This window comes from Colwellia sp. TT2012, from assembly GCF_001440345.1.
GTDB lineage: Bacteria > Pseudomonadota > Gammaproteobacteria > Enterobacterales > Alteromonadaceae > Colwellia.
The window spans coordinates 853292-872113 of record NZ_LJYX01000006.1; the positions used below are offsets into that span (position 1 = coordinate 853292).

12 protein-coding genes and 1 pseudogene are annotated in these 18822 nt (G+C 38.3%); 12 read left to right on the forward strand and 1 reads right to left on the reverse strand.

Features of this window, described 5'->3' with window-relative positions:
• Nucleotides 1–182 precede the first annotated feature (182 nt).
• The 5 genes and pseudogenes from ASU03_RS05395 to ASU03_RS19745 form a co-directional block, all read left to right on the forward strand.
• On the forward strand, nucleotides 183–1985 hold the full coding sequence (locus tag ASU03_RS05395; RefSeq protein ID WP_057830822.1) for an MFS transporter: 1803 nt from the start codon (nucleotides 183–185) through the stop codon (nucleotides 1983–1985).
• Nucleotides 1986–2075: 90 nt separating this feature from the next.
• Nucleotides 2076–3155: a proline racemase family protein gene (locus ASU03_RS05400; protein ID WP_057830823.1), complete on the forward strand. Its 1080-nt coding sequence runs from the start codon at nucleotides 2076–2078 to the stop codon at nucleotides 3153–3155.
• Between the two features lie 56 nt (nucleotides 3156–3211).
• The gene (locus tag ASU03_RS05405) at nucleotides 3212–4306 is read left to right on the forward strand and encodes a M24 family metallopeptidase (protein WP_057830824.1); all 1095 of its coding nucleotides are present in this window, start codon (nucleotides 3212–3214) and stop codon (nucleotides 4304–4306) included.
• A gap of 127 nt (nucleotides 4307–4433) precedes the next feature.
• Entirely contained in the window at nucleotides 4434–5384 is a 951-nt protein-coding gene (locus tag ASU03_RS05410) for an ornithine cyclodeaminase family protein (protein WP_057830825.1), read from the forward strand.
• A 388-nt stretch (nucleotides 5385–5772) separates the two neighbouring features.
• Nucleotides 5773–6459: pseudogene (locus tag ASU03_RS19745) on the forward strand (transposase); the annotation flags it as partial.
• Nucleotides 6460–6520: 61 nt separating this feature from the next.
• Here ASU03_RS19745 and ASU03_RS05420 read toward each other — a convergent pair.
• Nucleotides 6521–8635, reverse strand: coding sequence for a TonB-dependent receptor (locus ASU03_RS05420; protein WP_082627154.1), 2115 nt, complete (start codon nucleotides 8633–8635; stop codon nucleotides 6521–6523).
• 148 nt (nucleotides 8636–8783) lie between these two features.
• On the opposite strand from ASU03_RS05420, the gene ASU03_RS05425 reads away from it, so the two are divergent.
• The 7 genes from ASU03_RS05425 to ASU03_RS05455 all read left to right on the forward strand — a co-directional run bounded on the left by ASU03_RS05425 (nucleotide 8784) and on the right by ASU03_RS05455 (nucleotide 18747).
• Nucleotides 8784–9548: a hypothetical protein gene (locus ASU03_RS05425; protein ID WP_157465817.1), complete on the forward strand. Its 765-nt coding sequence runs from the start codon at nucleotides 8784–8786 to the stop codon at nucleotides 9546–9548.
• An 885-nt stretch (nucleotides 9549–10433) separates the two neighbouring features.
• Entirely contained in the window at nucleotides 10434–11564 is a 1131-nt protein-coding gene (locus ASU03_RS05430) for a hypothetical protein (protein WP_057830829.1), read from the forward strand.
• A gap of 5 nt (nucleotides 11565–11569) precedes the next feature.
• Complete coding sequence (locus ASU03_RS05435; protein WP_157465818.1) at nucleotides 11570–12022, forward strand: hypothetical protein; 453 nt, start codon at nucleotides 11570–11572, stop codon at nucleotides 12020–12022.
• Entirely contained in the window at nucleotides 12023–14029 is a 2007-nt protein-coding gene (locus ASU03_RS05440; protein ID WP_057830831.1) for a putative bifunctional diguanylate cyclase/phosphodiesterase, read from the forward strand.
• Between the two features lie 164 nt (nucleotides 14030–14193).
• A complete protein-coding gene (locus ASU03_RS05445; protein ID WP_057830832.1) occupies nucleotides 14194–15168 on the forward strand; it encodes a transposase in 975 nt (324 codons plus the stop codon).
• A gap of 168 nt (nucleotides 15169–15336) precedes the next feature.
• Entirely contained in the window at nucleotides 15337–15681 is a 345-nt protein-coding gene (locus ASU03_RS05450; RefSeq protein WP_269432994.1) for a DUF4277 domain-containing protein, read from the forward strand.
• A gap of 216 nt (nucleotides 15682–15897) precedes the next feature.
• Nucleotides 15898–18747, forward strand: a complete 2850-nt coding sequence (locus tag ASU03_RS05455; protein ID WP_057830834.1) for a TonB-dependent receptor plug domain-containing protein — start codon at nucleotides 15898–15900, stop codon at nucleotides 18745–18747.
• The last annotated feature ends 75 nt before the right edge of the window (nucleotides 18748–18822 follow it).

The window sequence follows — 18822 nt, forward strand, 5'->3', positions numbered from 1 at the left end:
AAGTACACTTAGTGTGCTTGGTCTTTTTTTTAGCTTTAACTTTATTCTTTCAATATTACTTTCAACATTAATTCTGTTGATTTATGCAATGTGCAGCGTTACGAAAATCACCAGAATTAATGTTATTAACGAGCAATAATTAATAATAAAAATCTTCAATAATCAAAATGGTGGATAAGATAGTGAGCCAGACCCAACGAAGTCCTTTTCAGCAAGCTTTTTACGTTGCCAATACCATGGAAATATTCGAGCGACTTGCTTGGTATGGTATGTATACTTTGCTCGCCAGTTATATCATGACCCCCACCACTCAAGGTGGCTTAGGTTTAGGTAATACTGAGCGTGGCTTGATTATGGGTGTGGTGCCTTTCTTTCTTTACCTTTTTCCTGTGGTTTCTGGTGCATTAGCCGACCGATTTGGTTATCGGAAAATGTTTTTACTGTCATTCACCCTGATGGCACCGGGTTATTACTTTTTAGGTTACGCCAAAGATTTGGCCAGTTTTATGAGCATATTTATGCTGATAGCACTAGGTGCAGGTATTTTCAAACCTGTAGTAACTGCAACTATTAGCCGCACCACCGATGATACTAACCGAGGTTTGGGTTTTGGTATTTTCTATATGATGGTCAATGTTGGTGGCTTTTTAGGTCCGCTATTGGCGCCCATTATTCAAAAGAATTATGGTTGGCAAGCGGTGTTTGTTTTTGCCTGTATTTGGATATCAGTGAACTTTATCCCGGCATTATTTTTCTATAAAGAGCCTGAGCGTCATGGTAAAAATAAACCCTTAAAGCAAGTTTTTCATGAAATGCAGCTGGTACTTGGCAATATGCGTCTCGCCTTATTAGTAGTGCCCTTATTGATCATACTCGTGGCCTTCTATGCAGGTTATATAGACGCCGTATTTACCTTAATTGCCACGGTATTATTAATTGTTGGTGCCATTATTTGGGATGTTGCGGTGGCTAAGTTGGTCACTAAACCAAGCCAGCAAGGTGCACTCGCATGGTATTTACAAAAAATGAGTATAGGCAATAAACCGTTTATGGCGTACTTATTAATACTGTCGGGATTTTGGACAGTATATTTTCAAATCTTTATAACCTTACCTGTTTATATTCGTGACTTTGTTGATACTTCAGATTTGGTTTCATTACTGCATACCGTTAGCCCTTGGGTACATGATGTTTTAACTTCAGTGAATATTGATACCTTAAGTAGTGAAATTATGCGTTTGGCTGGCAAGTTTAATGATATTGATGCCTTGCAAGCTCAAGCTGCGCTAAAAGAGATCACTAGCACAATGGCTGCGCTAGATGTTCGTATTCCTGAGCAAGAAATTCTTAATAGCTTTGGACAAATTGCGTTGTCAATCAATGCCAACGACATCACAAGTGCTCAGGGGTTGAGTCAAACAGTTGCTGAGCAATGGTCAGACAAATATCGTCAAGTTAATCCTGCGACTATCTTAAGTTTAGATTTTCTGATGATTATTATTTTTCAAATTTTAATCAGTCGTTTTATTGATAAATTTAGCCCGCTACCAGCCCTTATTGTTGGTACTGCTATTTTATCCTTGTCTATGTTAATGCAAGGTTTTGCCCATGGCATTATCTTTGGTGGTTTGTTGGTAAGCTGTTCTGTTATTGTTTTTGCCGTTGGCGAAATGACAGCGACACCTAAGAGCCAAGAGTATGTTGCCTCTTTTGCCCCTAAAGACAAAGCGGCCATGTTTATGGGCTATTACTTTGTTTCTATGGCTTTAGGTAGCTTATTTGCTGGTTTGCTCTCTGGTTGGTTATATAGCTACTTCGCCGTAGAATTAAATAAACCGGAACTGATGTGGGCCATAATTGCCTGCTTAGGTTTTGTTACCTGCTTGGCTTTTTATCTCTTTAATAAGCACTTTGTTAGCGATATCAAGCAGCAACAGTTAGCACAAAAAGAGCCGTCAGCAGAGCCATCAGCAACAGTAGCTTAAGGAATTTGCTATAAGGCGATGTTGATTGCTAAAAATCATCATTGCCTAATAAAAGTAGGGTAGGCAATTAGTGAATGAAAGAGAATTACGATGACAAAGAACATCGCGCAAGCAGCTGAAAAATTTGAGCAGTGGCAACCTAAAAGCGAGCAAGAAAGTTTTTTAACCATTAATACCCTTGAGTGTCATACTGGCGGAGAGCCATTACGTATTATCACTAGCGGCTTTCCTGCGCTTAAGGGTGATACTATCTTGGCAAAAAGAGACTATTGCAAAAAAAACTATGATGAATTGCGCCGAGCTTTAATGTTTGAACCTCGTGGTCATGCTGATATGTATGGCGCCATTATCACGGATGCCGAGCGAGAAGATAGCCATTTTGGTGCGATTTTCATTCATAACGAAGGTTATAGCACCATGTGTGGCCATGCGGTTATAGCCTTAGCAAAAACCGCGGTAGAGTCAGGAGTGGTTGCCAGAACAGGTGATGTTACTAAGGTAGTTATCGATGTACCTTGTGGTCAAATCCATGCGTTAGCCTACAGTGAAAATGACGTAGTGACAAAAGTAAGTTTTCAATGTGTACCTTCATTTGTTTATGCCAAAGATCAACAAATTCAAGTTGAAGGCATAGGCAATGTTCAGTTTGATATTGCCTACGGTGGCGCTTTTTATGCTTATGTACAGGCATCCCCCCTAGGTTTATCGCTTGTCCCTGAGCAGCAAGAAAAGCTCATTGATTATGGCCAGAGAATTAAACAAGCCATTATTGAATCGTCAGCGCCAGAGTTAGCCATTAATCATCCAACAACCGCTGAGCTGAGCTTTTTATATGGCGTTATTTTTATTGATGACTCACCGAATGCTGGGGTGCATTCACGCAATGTTTGTATCTTTGCTGATGGTGAATTAGACCGAAGCCCTACAGGTAGCGGTGTTAGTGGTCGCATCGCCTTACATCATGCTAATCAGCAAGTCGCGGTAAATGAAGCCATAACCATTGAAAGTATTTTAGCCAGCTCATTTAGTGTCCGTGTTATTGAGACGCTCACCTTTGCTGGTTTTACTGCGGTGATTCCTGAGGTAACCGGTGACGCCTATATTTGTGGTAAAGCGCAGTGGCTTATTAATGCACAAGATCCATTGAAATATGGTTTTTTATTAAGATAAGCGATAGTTTAAAAATAGAGTAAATAAAAAGTACAGTCTAAATTTTGAGGATTATTATGAACTTAACTACATCACTAGGTAAATTACGAGATAAAGTACTGAACAAACCTTACAGTGCCATGCTGATCTTTAGTGATATTAATATCAGCTACCTTTCTACCTTTACCGGCCATGCGGCAACCATTTTATTAACCAGTAAAGGTAACTATTTACTGACTGACTACCGTTATTTTGAGCAAGCTAAAGTAGAAGCAAGCGACTTTAAGGTCATTTGCCGCGATAGAGCCAATCAAAGCTTAGCGTCATTAATTGAAGATCTGCTCTTCCAAGATGATTGTCAGAGCCTCTCATTTGAAAGTGACCATATTAGTGTGATGCAATGGCAACAAATTCATCAGCAGGTCAATCAATTAACTCAACTAGGCCAAATATCGCCCGTAAGTGGCGCGGTTGAAGAACTACGATTTATCAAATCGAACAGTGAAATAGCGTTAATGCAGCAAGCGGCTAAAATAGCCGATACGGCACTAGCAACCATGCTTAACTCGGTTAAAGTTGGCGTTACCGAGCGTGAATTGGCCATTGAACTTGATCATCAAATGGCGTTACTTGGCTCAGAGCAAGTGTCTTTTGCCACCATTTTATTATTTGGTGAGCGCAGTGCTTTGCCCCATGGTGTACCAGGAGATAGACAATTAAAACTTGGTGATATTATATTAATTGATTTTGGTGCTGTGGTGAACGGCTATCGCTCTGATATGACGCGTACTTTTATTTTTGGTCAGGCGAGCGCAGAACAAAAACATGTCTATCAACTAGTACAGTCAGCACAACAAGCGGCAATTGATGAAGTAGTTGAAGGTGTCTTAGGCAGTCATCTCTATCAGCAATCGGCCAATATATTACTTAACAGTGAATATAAAGAATACGTCGGTGAGGGATTAGGCCATGGCGTAGGTTTAGTTTTACATGAGCAACCTTTTATCGGCCCTGATTGTCATATTGCCATTGAAAAGGGTTGTGTTATTACCATAGAGCCAGGTATTTATATTCCTGGTTGGGGTGGTGTGCGTATTGAAGATGATGTGGTATTAACTGACGATGGTTTAAAAATCCTCACCAAGTCACCTAGAGGCCTGATTGAGCTATAGCCAATTTGTAGGCTAAGAGGGTAGTTTTAAGCTACTCCTAAATATTTACCTTAACGGTAGTTCAATGACTGCCGCTAAACACAAGCCAATACAGTATTTAAAGCATTAATCCGAAAACGAGATCACCATGAAAATTATTAGCGCCGAACAAGTTCACCAAAATCTAAACTTTAACGAGTTAATTCCCTTACTAAAACATAGTTTTAGTCGTCCATTTAGCATGCCACAACGTCAGGTTCATGCACTTGCACCAGAGCAAAGTGATAACCATGATGCTTTTGCCTTATTGCCTTCATGGAATGAAAAAGTGATAGGTAATAAGACCTTTACCTATTTTCCTGACAATGCCGTCAAGCATGACTTACCCGGTTTATTTTCTAAAATTATGTTGTTTAAACGCCAAACCGGTGAGCCGCTGGCGTTAGTCGATGGCACCAGTGTTACTTATTGGCGAACCGCGGCAATTTCTGCCTTAGCCAGCCAGTTACTTTCTCGAGAAAATAGTCAACATCTGATGTTATTTGGTACCGGAAACTTAGCGACTTACTTAGTAAAAGCGCATTTGACTGTGCGAGATATTAAGCAAGTAACTCTTTGGGGACGTAATAGCACGAAAGTAGCTGACTTGATTGGCGAATTTAGCGCGCTTTATCCTGGCGTTACTTTTACCGCCAGTGTTGATGTTGATATGGAAGTAGCGAGTGCTGATATCATTTGCTGCGCCACAGGTGCTAAAAAACCACTATTTGATGGCAAGCTAGTTAGTGCAGGCACACATATCGATTGTTTGGGTAATCACATGAAAGATGCTCGTGAGTGCGATACAGCAACAGTAACGCGCGCGAGAGTCTTTGTTGATAGCTTAACCAATACCTTAAATGAAGCCGGTGAATTACTGATGCCTATAGCGGAAGGTGCTTTTAATAAAGAAGACATTGTTGGCGAGTTGGCTGATATGTGTAAAGATCCGAAAATATTACGACAGTCAGAAGATGAAATCACGCTGTTTAAGTCGGTGGGCACAGCGATAAGTGATTTAGTTGCCGCACATCGCGTGGTAGAAAAGTTAGCTGACTAGTTTATTTAACCATGTATATATTTAGCTAGTATTTTTCAATGTTAGCCGTACTATGTAATGTAAAAAGGCGCTACCTTGATTAGAGGTCGCGCCTTTTTGTTAGCAGATATTTAGGATTTTCTCTTTTAACTTCTGTGGCTAGACATAAGTCGTGAAATTATCTCAATAATAGGGGGGAGGGCAGTCAACGATTTTGGTCAATGTACTGCTTTATATTAATCGACTTTTAAGAGATGAAGTGGAGATTTAGTTAGAAGTTGTCCAGACTAGGGGAATTAAGTGACATTATTTCTATTAGATTTTACCAATATTAACGATCACTTTGTGCGCTTTATAGTCCTTTCAGTCTTAATACCACCATAATTAACGTGTTCAGATCATGTGCCTGCATCATAGAGTGAAAGCTAAGCCAAGAAATCCCCATAAAAAACCGACGAGCTACACGGCTAAAAAGCGAATGAGGTGTGGCGTTGGGATATCAGCTACATGCCTACAACAGTGATAGGAAAACACTATTACCTGTATATGATTGAAGATATTTATAGCCGTAAAATAGTGGGCTGGGAAGTTCACTATAACGAAACAGGTGAGCAAGCGGCAGCGCTATTAGAGCGTAGTGTATGGACAGAGAAATGCTTGAAGAAAGACTTAGTATTGCACTCTGATAATGGAGCGCCGATGAAAAGCTTAACCATGCGAGCTAAAATGGTTGATTTAGGTGTTGTTACCTCACGCAGTCGCCCCAGGGTGAGTAATGATAACCCGTACTCAGAGTCACTATTCAGAACGGTGAAGTACCATCCACGTTGGCCTTCGGAGGGTTTTAAATCCTTAGATGAAACGCGTAAAAGAATTTGTGTCTTGGTATAACAATGAGCATCGCCATAGCAGGATCAAGTTTGTGACGCCATGCCAGAGACACGATGGTCTTGATGTTGGGATACTGGTGAAGCGGAAAGAGTTATATCAGACAAAAAGAAATGAGCATCCTGAACGATGGTCAAAAAGTGAAAAAAACTGGCAGCCAATAGGCGCTGTGGAGTTAAATCCAGATCAATACAAAGAAGCTGCTTAACAATTTAGGCGACAACTACCTTGAAAAACACCGCTATCCGAAAGTACACACACGTTGTAGATTACCAACTGTATTGGTATTCAACAAAAAATGATCTAGGTTCTGCAATACTTGGAAAGACTCCTAAAGTTCCTACTCCAGTAGGAGAGGCAAATGAATGAGCCAAATATTTCTTATTAAACAAGTTCTTTATACCTACCTTTATTTGATAATTAGTTTTACTCCCAACTAACGTAGTATTTGCTAAACCATAACTTGGAATAGATGCAGGTTCATAATTTTCAGCGTCCTGATACCTTTTAGACTGATAAGTCGATGCAAATGAAGCTAGCCATTCCCACCCAGCATAACTGGGAGGAAAGTAATTTAGTTGAAAGCTCATAGAGTATTTAGGAGCATTTCTTAATGTATTGTTTATTATGTCGGTTCGGTTAGCATATTCATCGTATACCGCTCTCAAGTATGCAAAGCTGGCTGTTATACTAAAGTTTTGGTAATACATTTTAAGTGTTGATTCGATGCCATATGAATGGGATTTTGCTGCATTTTCTACTCGAGTTATTGATAATTGTTGTCCCGGTGAAACCTTTTGCACTAATATTTGTAAATCGTCAAACTTTGAATAAAAAACAGCTGAATTAAATTGGATGTTTTGAGTATGATTTTTCCATTTGTATCCCAATTCAGCACTTGTACCTTTTTCATTATCAAATGGTTTTTGAGTCTCTTGTAGCGTACTTCCTGGTGAGAACCCTCCTGCTTTGTAACCAGTACTAAGACTGAGATATACTAAGTTTTTATTTTCAGTAAAATAACTAAGGTGTATATGCGGTGTGAAGAAATATTTCCTATATTCTTCCTTCATTTTGTATGCTTTCTTGATAAACTGACCGTCAATAGATGTTGTTCTTATCATTACAGACTTCTTATCTTTACCAATCCTTGCACCATAATTTATATTTATAAGGTGTAATTTGTATTCATTTGCTGCAAAAAAAGAATAGTGAAAGCTGTTGTTCTTTTGAAATGTACCACCATCAATAATAAACCCACTAAATTCAAATATTCCTGTTTCTTGCCGCTCAGTGTTTTCTGAATCTATATAAACACCTAGAACCCAATCTGTTTCCTTTGAATAAAGAGATAAGTTCGTACCAATTTGGCAAGAGCTTTCCATAACATCATTGAGTACATTAATATAATTGTCCGACACTACGCCAGGTAAAGGATTATCTAGATGGCTAAAGTCAAAACAATTACCACCAATGACTAAATCCCCCCCATAATTCGCGATATCACCCGAATATTGATAAGTGATGTTTTTAATGGTTCTCTGAATGGGTTCACGATCTATTTCGAAGCTATGCCAAGGGTTATTATTTAATTTGGGATAAAGTGTATTGTTCGAATTTCCAATTATTCCCCCTATTGTCCTAACACCGTTATTTGTTGGAGAGTCATGGTTATATGTTGCAATGATGCGATGTTCATTGTTATTGATTGTCGAATACACCGTACTCCAGCGAATAGCTAAGGATTTCTTACTAGAAAAAGTATCATTGTTAAGGTAATTAGTCACATAACCATCTTGTTGTATGTGATAAAGAGCGACTCTATTGGCAAAGTCACCGGATTCGATATTAATCATTCCTTTTAGATCAAAACCGTTTCTCGATAACAACCCTAGAGATAAATACCCTGTATCTTCGAATTCAGCTGGAGAGGAATATAATAAGATGGAGCCAGCTAAAGCACTTTTCCCCAAATAGGTACCTTGTGGACCTTTTAATATTTCAACGTGTTGTAAATCAAACAATGGCACGTTCTGACCTGCGGGCCTACCAATATATAACCCATTATAGTAATAGCTGATCGAAGAGTCGGCTGACGCGTTGTCGGCATTTGAACCTATGCCTCGAATGTAATATTGAGGCTGTCCTAAGTTAAAATCACCGTTAGATAATCCTGGTGATAGAAACTGCAAATCGCTGGTTTGTGATAGCAGTGATCGAGCAATATCATCATAAGTAATAACATCAATTGATGTTGCCATTTTTTGTGTAGAAATTAATTTTCGATGAGCTTTCACTTCTATAACTTCTATAGCTTCTATAGATAATTCTTGTGCGTATAATTCAGTTAAACAAAAAATAAGCATGCAAAGTAGAGATCTCATAATTCACCATATACATTTCTGTACTAATATAAGTTATAGAGCAAAATTACTGACTTTGTATATGTACAATGCATTCGTAAAAGCACTAGTATCAATTATCTTCTTAATTAATTTATGTTCGCTCGCTTTCGCCCAAACGTCGAAAGAGGTGGAAATAAATATACTTGCACCACAACTAGTCAATTCTTATAAGGAAGACGGAGTCACGTATAAGACTATTTCCAATTTTTTTGGTGGGATGAGTGACTATAGAGTGAAATTTCAATATCTTAGTTATAGCGATGGCTGGAAACTAATCAAGGATGGAGAGGACTTGTGTCATTTTTTTGCAGTACTTTGGCCTACAGATAAAAATATTTTATATTCTAAACATCTCACTCTGAGAATGAGAACACCTCATATTTTGATATACAAACAATCATTAATCAAAAATGGTTACAAGTATCCCTACAATGCAGAGAAAATATTGAAGGATAAGGATATTTTTGGAGCTATGATAAAAAGTAATAGATTTGACCTTCCACTATATAATTGGCTTATTCAGTTACTGTCTTCAGAGCAGGAACATGTATTGATCTCTGATTATTCTATTGAACAACTCTTTCATATGTTGGGAAAAAAAAGGGTTGACTATCTGATTATAAGTCCCGATACCGCAATATTTATTCCTTTGAAAAAACGAAAAGAAATTGCTTTTATCCCCCTTAAAAAAGAACAGAAGGTTTTTACTGAAATGCGTTTGATCTGTGGGCGGAGCCAAAAACACGAAGAATTTATGAGAGAAGCCAATAAGCATGCGGATACCTTATATAGTGATAAAGATTGGCTAAGAATATGGGGATATGTCAATTTCTATTTGCCAGACCACGGAAAAAAGTCTCTACAAGAGTTCGTAAAATCACAAGTTCAATAGTATTTACACAGATAGCTCCGTTGTTATCGATACAAAATATAATCCAACCTATCCAATAGCTGTAAAAACTAATGTCTGCCATGTTAAGGTTTTTAGATATCAGCCAGAGCACAAAACCTATCAACAGCTCAACATCTGAGGATTGATGTCTAAAAGGCTCACAATGTGAAAACCGCGGGAATCAACTTGATAGTTATAACCTGAGCCTGATGTACCTCCCCCGTAAGCAACGAATTAAAGAGTTGAGATAATAATCAATATTTTTATAAAAATTTCAATAGGTTAACTTATTTTAAAACACAATTTACCATGGCTAGTTTATCCGTTTTTCGTACAATGGCCATTCTTAAACTCCGTAAGTGACTTAAAATATAACGAGCCTGTAGAATAATTTGAGCGGATAAATCAATGGGAATGAACTTACTTTGACAAGATAAATCGGGTTTGTAGTTCACCATAAGGTTTTACGGTGGATGAATAATATCTATTAGATCACAGGCAAGATCACGAAACAAGGTTAAATAACAAACAATTAAAAATAATAAAAAGAACATGGAAATGTTCCTTTATGGAGAAACTCTACAGCCTCAACGCCGCGTTAAGCGGCAAATAAAAGAAACATTGGCGATTTCAGCCTATCACTTTTATGGGGTAGCACATTTTCAGGAAGAATGGATGTGAAAGCTTAATTCAGTTAACTGCTCGCTCCGTAGTAGGAGTGAGTACCGAGTTTGATTAATAGTATTTAGCTAAGATAAACTCATGCTCTCAACAATACTATTACAATACTGTTATATTAAAAGTTACAATATTTGCTAAAATATTTTTTACCACTTAGCATCATTTTTATACATCAACAAATTAGTTCAAATAGGATGTTTTATATTGCTGTCATTCCCCACCAATTTTTTAGTAAAAGCATTATTTGTCCTTTCAATTTTAGTGATTCCTGTAAAGGCTAACGCTGAAGTTGATTTTCTAATCTTTCCTGAGATTAGGCTCGACTATACTAATGACAACTCTTTTTCAAGAGACAACATCACACCTTCTTTTGACCTCTTTGCTGCGGGTAATATTGGCTTTATTAATATTCTCACCGAGGGTTATCTATCAGAAGATTTACAACATATTGAACGATTACAAATAGGCTTTAATATTACTGAAAGCGCTCGGATATGGTTTGGTCGTCATCATAATCCCTATGGCTATTGGCATACTCAATATCATCACGGCACATTTTTACAAACCTCAATAAGTCGACCGTCAATTGTTGAGTTAGGTGCCGCTGGAGGTATTGTAGCTAGCCATTCCACTGGTATTTTATTTGAAGGTGAACTAGAGCAATATACTTCTGCTTGGCATTATACGGTATCGATTGGTTTTACTTCGCTACTTGACCCTGCTGGCGGGGGGCATCATGGGGGTAATTCTGTATCATCTTTACATGATTTTGATATTTTTAATCCAGATCCCGATGAACATGACTTAGGCTATGCATTTAGACTTGCTTACCTACCAGACGCTTTAGCTGAAACTCAAATAGGCAGTTTTATCAATCATGAAAAAATTGTTCTCAAACCTAGTTCAGAGCAAATGTCCGAAACAATGCACGATAAAGCGACCAGCCATGGCAATGAAACAATCACTTTGGATATTTTCGGTGTATTTATTAATTATCAACAAGACGCATTGCACCTAATAACTGAAGCCTATTATTTTTCGTCAAAAGTGCCAACGGCAACGACAGTGCAAACAAATAATTTTTCTGCCGCTTATCTTCAAATAGAATATGCCTTGGATGAAAAATGGACGCCTTATATCAGATTAGATAGAACTTTTTCTGAGACTAATGACCCTTATTTAGCTTTATTAGATGGTTATCCTGTTAAGGCAAATACCTTGGGCATTCGATTAGATCTCTCTGGTAATAATGCCCTTAAATTAGAGTACTCGAAACGTGATTTTACTGATAACAATACTGAGTTATGGTTAATGAACTGGAGTGCAGTTTGGTGATGATATTGTCACAACGATTATCAACCACACTAATAACTACGCTATTATTGGGTGTATTACCGTCTATGCCCGTATTTAGTAAAGAGCTGGTTTTAGTGAGCGCTCATACCGCTAACTATAAACCCTTGTCATCATTTGAAGTACGAAAAATATTCCTAGGCTATCCAGTACAAAGAGCAAATACCCCACTGATTGCCATTAGAAATAAAAGTGATAAAGAGAGTTATCAAATATTTCTGCAAAAAGTTATCCATTTATCTGCTAGAAACTATGAGCGACGCTTGATGTCTAAAACCTTTCGCACCGGCACCCACACAGTATTAGCCGTAGAGTCATTATCCGCACTGAGAAAAAAATTAATTAACAATAAATTTAACGTATCTGTTATGTGGCTTGATGATGTTGTGCTCGATAGCAAGTTAAAAGTGATTCAAAGACTTTGGAAAGAAGATAATTAAATGACAAAATCCAATGTTTTTTCTAACTTAACCGCAAGAATGATCATGATTGTGATTATTATGCATTTGTTTTTTTTAAATATTCTGTATTTTGGCTTAGGTGCAGTTGTTGAAAAAGGCTATAAATCACAATTCGTTGATTATGTTCGGGCGGATGCTTTTAATTTTGCCGCTAATATGAGTGGTAGTTCCCCACTCATCTATAACATTAATACCCAAGCACTTGAAGAAGCGGTATTAACAGGTCGTACGGTATTTTTAAGAGTAATAGATAAAAACAATAAGGTTGTTGAAGAAATTGGGGCATTTGGCAAAGGTGGTAAATTTATTGAAGACTTTATCTTTGGTGGCAGCGCCGATAATATCTATCATATTGAAGCTGAACTACAGGACTTTGATCATCAATATCTAGGTAAAATTCAAATCGGCTATGATGAAACCGATACCCAAGAACAAATTGATTTAGCCTATCAAAGATGTTTTCTGTTTTCTGTCATTTATGCCTTAATCGCCTTTATATTTACCAGCTATTTTGGTCAGCGAATGACTAGGCCGATCCAAACGTTACAAAAACTGACACGAACCATCGCCCACGGTCATTACCATACTAAGGTTGAGGTAAAAACTAATGTGATTGAAATAGAGTCATTAGCGAATACTATCGAATTTATGCGTGAGGAATTAGTGGCGCAATCAGACTCAATGGAGCATTTAGCCTTACATGATAGTTTAACAGGTTTACCAAATCGGGTGTTACTACAAGACCGAGTTACCCAAACGGTGAATAGTGACATTCAAACAGAGCATCCCTGTGTCTTAGTTATAATAGATCTCAACCGATTTAAAGAAATCAATGACTCTTTTGGCCACTTAATTGGCGATAGTGTATTAAAGAAAACCGCTATTGGCTTAGTCAATTCGTTAAGATCAACCGATACCGTTGCGCGGTTAGGCGGAGATGAATTTGCCATTTTTCTTCCTGAGACTAATATAGCTACCGCCATGATCGTAATAGAAAAGATGGCGGCAGAACTTAGTCGCCCTTTTGAATGTGAGGGTCATTCAGTTATCTTAGGTGCCAGTATAGGTTTAGCCTCTTTTCCTGAGCATGGTTCAAGTTACGAAGAATTACTGCAAAAAGCCGATATCGCGATGTATGTCGCCAAGCGCGCGGGTATCAGCAGCCAAATATATCAAACTCATTTTTCTCAAGATGCACTGCTTCGACTAACCTTAATATCTGAACTTAAATTTGCCATTGAAAAAGAGCAACTCTTCGCTACTTTTCAGCCAAAAATCGATCTACAAACTAATGAATTAATTGGTGTTGAGCTATTAGTACGATGGCTACACCCAGAAAGAGGGGTAATTCCTCCCAACGATTTTATTGCTTCAGCAGAACGTGGCGGCTTAATATCACAACTTACTCAATGGGTATTACGCGCAGGAATAAAACAAGCGGCAGATTGGTATAAAAATGGCAGAAAAATTCCAGTTGCCATTAATTTATCACCAAAAAATCTTGTGGAAGAAGGTTTATATCAAGGCATTTTATCTTTACTTGAAGAGTACCAGTTACCCGCTAATTTATTAGAGCTGGAAATCACCGAAAGTAGTATGTTTGCCGATCCATTAACCGCAAAAAAAATTCTAGAAGATTTACACGCTGTCGGCATAAAAATAGCTATCGATGATTTTGGTACTGGCTATTCTTCATTAGTACAATTAAGAAATTTGCCTATTTCAATTCTTAAAATTGACCGCAGTTTTGTTTTTAATATGTCTACTGATGCCAACGACGCCGCCATAGTAAATGCAACTGTGTATATGGCTCATATGTTAGGCATGAAAGTTGTAGCCGAAGGTGTGGAAGATCAACAAACGTTAAACCAACTCAAAGAATTAAAATGCGATTTCGTCCAAGGCTATTTATTTGCAAGACCAATGAAAATTAGTGATTTCGAGCACTGGTATCAATCCAGCTATAATAATCACAATAACACTTAACTAATATAGAAATAATATAGCAGACACCCACTCAAATAATATAGCAGACACCCACTCAAATGGAAATAAAGAAATAATATAGCAGACACCCACTCAAATGGAAATAATGAGTGGCATCAACTATGCTCAAATAACCATCAATTAAATTTATATTGAGAGTTATTATGGCGACGGCAAGAAAACAGCAAATAAGCTTAGTTGATACACCTTATTATCATTGTGTTTCTCGTTGTGTTCGCCGAGCATATCTATGTGGAGAAGATAAATTTACCGGACAAAGTTATGAGCATAGACGTGCTTGGGTCGCTGATAAATTACAAGCATTAAGTGATGTTTTTGCGATTGATGTTTGTGCGTATGCGATCATGAGTAATCACACCCATTTGGTGTTGTTTATTGATGAGCAGCAAGCTAAGTCATGGTCAATGCATGAAGTGATTAGCCGTTGGCATCAGCTATTTAAAGGAACCTTGCTAACGCAACAATATTTACGGGGTGAGCCACTCATTGACACGCTTCAACAAGTTGTAGACGAAACAGCCAGGGTTTATCGTCAGAGATTGATGGATATCAGTTGGTTTATGCGTATTTTAAATGAAACTATCGCTAAACAAGCCAATCGAGAAGATAAGTGTACCGGCAGGTTTTGGGAAGGACGTTTTAAATCTCAAGCCTTGCTTGATGAAGCCGCGTTAATAGCCTGTATGGCTTATGTCGATTTAAATCCCATTAGAGCTAAAATAGCTAAAACCCCAGAAACATCCAAGTACACCAGTATTCAACGACGGATAAAAGCCGCAGTTAAAGGGCAACAAGCCCAACAACTACTGCCCTTTATCGGTAACCCAAGAAAGAACATGCCTACAGGTTTACCGTTTGAATTAAGTGACTATATCCAATTGCTTGATTTAACCGGCCGTTGTATTAGAGCCGATAAACACGGTTATATAGACAAAGCCCAACCTGAAATATTAACCCGTTTAGGTATAAGTCACGAAAACTGGTTGGTGTTAACTACACAATTTAGACAATGTTTTCATGGCGCTGTGGGTAGAGCGCAAGCTCTCACGGATTTTTGTGAACATCAGCACTTAAAAAAACGAGCAACGGTGTCAATTTGCCAAAAGTTGCTGGCTTAATCAACATGCCCCTTCTAAATAAATTACTTATTTAAGGCTAGTTGTGCCTTAAATTGGGTGAAACCTCTGTTTTACTAAATTAATTTGAATACCCTCTTCGTCACTATAATACTCAAAGTTAAACTCTGCCCAATGTAAATCAGTAACGATGATTTACTGATATTATGTATTAATTATTTTGAGTGGGTGTCTGGTGTTGTCCTTAAATATTTAAAAGTAGTTCCCTTATTAGACCAGTACATACCGCAAGAAGACAAACAAGAAATTATGCCCGGTGAGACAGTTAAGCGCATGATAATGAATGGACTTGGTTTTGCCAACAGCCCTTTGTGCCTCAGTCCGCATTTTTTTGCCAATCTACCGCTTGATCATTTACTTCGAGAAGGCGTAAAAGCCGATAACTGCAATCGGCATAAATTAGGTCGCACTTTTGCTCAGTGTTTTTATTTTGGCTGTGAAAGTCTATTTTCATCGATGGTCATGCAATGTACTTATATAAAATCAAAACAGTAGCCTAGGATTCTAATCAATGTCTGTTTGATGATCATCAAAAGTAAGCCTGACGCCACTGTGACTAATAGACAATTATTTCGGCTGTAAATCTAAAAGCCTTTAACTAGTCTATAATTTTTTAATAACTCTAAAAACACCAATAATAAGCGAAGCCTGCGAAAAACAATGAGGGTGAAACAAGTTATGTCATGTTTTAGTATAGTAAATAGAACTCGTATGCCACGCTTAACCTTTATACCCGCTTATACAATGTTGGTTAGTTTTACCGCCACAGTAAGTCTATTTTTATTCAGCTCTTTATTTGCTGTTGAAGCTCAAGATGCTAGTAATGAAGATGAAACCGATATTGAAGTAATCACCATAACGGGTTCAAGGATCCCTCGGGTCAATGCAATTTCCTCCTCCCCCATTATTAGCCTGAGCAATGAAGAAATCAAAATGAGCGGGAGCTTATCCTTATTAGAGTCTATTTATGATCTGCCAGTATTTGGTGCCGCACGAGACAATTCTAATACGGCCCGCAGTTCACGTAATATGGGTAGCCAACAAATGGATTTACGCGATTTAGGCCCACAACGTACCTTAGTATTAGTTAACGGCAAACGGTTGGCTCCCGCGGGGGTTGATGGCATAGTAGATACCAGTGCTATCCCTGTGGCTTTGATAGATAGGGTTGAAATAATTACCGGCGGTGCCTCTGCTGTTTATGGCTCAGAAGCCATTGCTGGGGTAGTTAATATTATCTTAAAAGATAATTTTGACGGCATCGAATTTAATGCCTATTACGGTATTACCCAAGAAGGGGATGGCGAACAATTTCGCCTTAACCTAACCACGGGCAGTGACTTTGCTAACGACCAAGGTTATGCCATGGTGCATTTAGATTACTCAGATACCAAAGGCATCATCAATAAAGACAGAGAAATCAGTAAAACAACAGGCGCTTTAGTCAGTAATCCCAACGATACTGGCCCTAATGACAGACTGCCTGCAAGTATCTGGCAAAGCGATTATGGCCGAAGTACCACCATTCCCTCTGGCAGATACAGTATTCCGGGGGTGGGAACCCGAGTCATTGACCCAATTACCGGACAATTAAGAAACTTTTCAACGCCAGCAGACAGATATCGTTTTAATGAAGGGCACCTAGCTGTGCCTTTACAAACGTTTAATGCTTACGCAATCGCACATTATGAGGTTGTTGATTATGCCCAAATTTTTTCTGAGATGTCTTTTTCCAATACTCAGTCTTTTAGAATTATTGAGGCGGCGGGTGAAACGGTATCGAACATTCCGCTCACTAATGCAAATATTCCTCAAGTTGTCTTGGATGCTATTACAGAAGGCAGCGAGCCCGATGCAACAGAACTCAGTGTAAGACGTAGATTTACCGAGTTTGGCCCCCGTAGCAGTAATTTTGAACGTAATGCAATAAGGGTATTATTAGGCGTAAAAGGGGACATTTCCGAAAATTGGCAGTACGAGACTTATTATCTCTACGGACGTTATACCGCAAGTAATGAAAATTTTGGTCGTATGCGCTTAGATCATTTAGCCGCAACTTTAGGGCCAGAAAACTGTGATAATTTTAATGCGGTACAAATTCAATCCCAAGCCGCAATGTGCCCGGGCTCTATCGATTTATTTAGCGAAAATAGCATCACACAAGAATATATTGACTTTATCGCTTATCAAGATATACGTACAGGTTACTCTCAACAACAAGTTTGGGCAGCCAATGTTAATGGCGATATTTTCGAATTGCCTGCTGGCTATATAAAGCTAGCCCTTGGCATAGAAAACCGTCAAGAAAATAACAACGATATCCCTTCCTCCATCATTCAGGCGGGACAATCTACCAGTAATTTAGCCCCACAAACCCAAGGTAAGTTTGATGTGAATGAGTTTTATGCTGAAGCCATTATTCCCCTTGTTGATAGCGATATAACCTTGATGAAAAAACTAGAGCTGACCACATCAGTCCGACTTTCCGACTTTTCGACGGTAGGGAGTTTAACCAGTTGGAATATCGGTATGTTTTGGCAACCTAGCCATGAGTTACGCATTCGTATTATGCAAGCTCAAGCGCATAGGTCCCCTAATATTGACGAATTATTTAGAGGCAGGAATGAAAGTTTTAATTCCGCTAGCGACCCCTGTAATAATGGCGGGTCACCAGGCGTTGTCGCCGATAACTGTGCAGCGTTAGGCATAGGCAATGACTTTGTACAACCTGAAAATCGAATTAGAAATGTAATAGCAGGAAATACCGATTTAAGTGAAGAGCAGTCTGATACCACCACACTGGGTATTATTTATACCCCACAAGATAATTTATTGCAGGGTCTTTCTCTTAGTATTGACTGGTTTAACATTGAGATTGAAAACGCCATTACCACCCCTGGGTTACAAACCATTATGGATTTATGTTATATGTCGCTTAATTTATCAGATCCTGCTTGTGATCTTATTACTCGAGCAGACGATGGCGAAATAACCGAAGTATTAAGAGGCGCTTTAAATACCGGTTTTATAACGACCAACGGGCTTGATATTGAAGCCAATTATCAATTTGATTTACCAGATATCGGTATTGGCGGATATGGCACGATATACACCCGCTTAAACTATTCTTTTCTTAATGAGTACGATGAAGAGTCGTTTCTTGGCAGTGATGTGATTCATAAAGCAGGCACGTTAGGCTTAGCTAAACATCAATTCGTATTAAACTTTAATTACACATTCAATGATTACTTTTTTAACTGGAAAATTAAATACATTGGTGAAGTACAAGTAGACCCAAACCGCACCGATGCTGACAATGGAGAAGTTATTCCCGGGCGTGGCATAGAAGAAATAGAAGGTTATAAAATATCAGGTAAAACTTATAGCGATGTGGCGTTTAAATATATGCATAATCCCTTTGTTGAATTTAGTTTTGGCATTACCAACCTCTTTGATCAAAAACTCCCTTTGGTTGTCTTAGGAGGAAGACAAAATACGTTGGCAGGGGTTTATGATTTTCGGGGGAGAGCGTTTTATTCGGGCATATCTGTTTTGTTTTAAACTATAATTATCACTAAATATCTCTATATTAGTGGAAAGTTTTTATAGATTTAAGCCAGTCATTAACCTTAAATA

Excerpts from the sequence above, each read along its gene's own strand:
- ASU03_RS05440 (WP_057830831.1), top strand. The coding sequence starts at position 12,023 with ATGACAAAATCCAATGTTTTTTCTAACTTAACCGCAAGAATGATCATG.
- ASU03_RS05455 (WP_057830834.1), top strand. The coding sequence starts at position 15,898 with ATGCCACGCTTAACCTTTATACCCGCTTATACAATGTTGGTTAGTTTT.
- ASU03_RS05410 (WP_057830825.1), top strand. The coding sequence starts at position 4,434 with ATGAAAATTATTAGCGCCGAACAAGTTCACCAAAATCTAAACTTTAAC.
- ASU03_RS05405 (WP_057830824.1), top strand. The coding sequence starts at position 3,212 with ATGAACTTAACTACATCACTAGGTAAATTACGAGATAAAGTACTGAAC.
- ASU03_RS05400 (WP_057830823.1), top strand. The coding sequence starts at position 2,076 with ATGACAAAGAACATCGCGCAAGCAGCTGAAAAATTTGAGCAGTGGCAA.
- ASU03_RS05420 (WP_082627154.1), bottom strand. The coding sequence starts at position 8,635 with ATGAGATCTCTACTTTGCATGCTTATTTTTTGTTTAACTGAATTATAC.
- ASU03_RS05445 (WP_057830832.1), top strand. The coding sequence starts at position 14,194 with ATGGCGACGGCAAGAAAACAGCAAATAAGCTTAGTTGATACACCTTAT.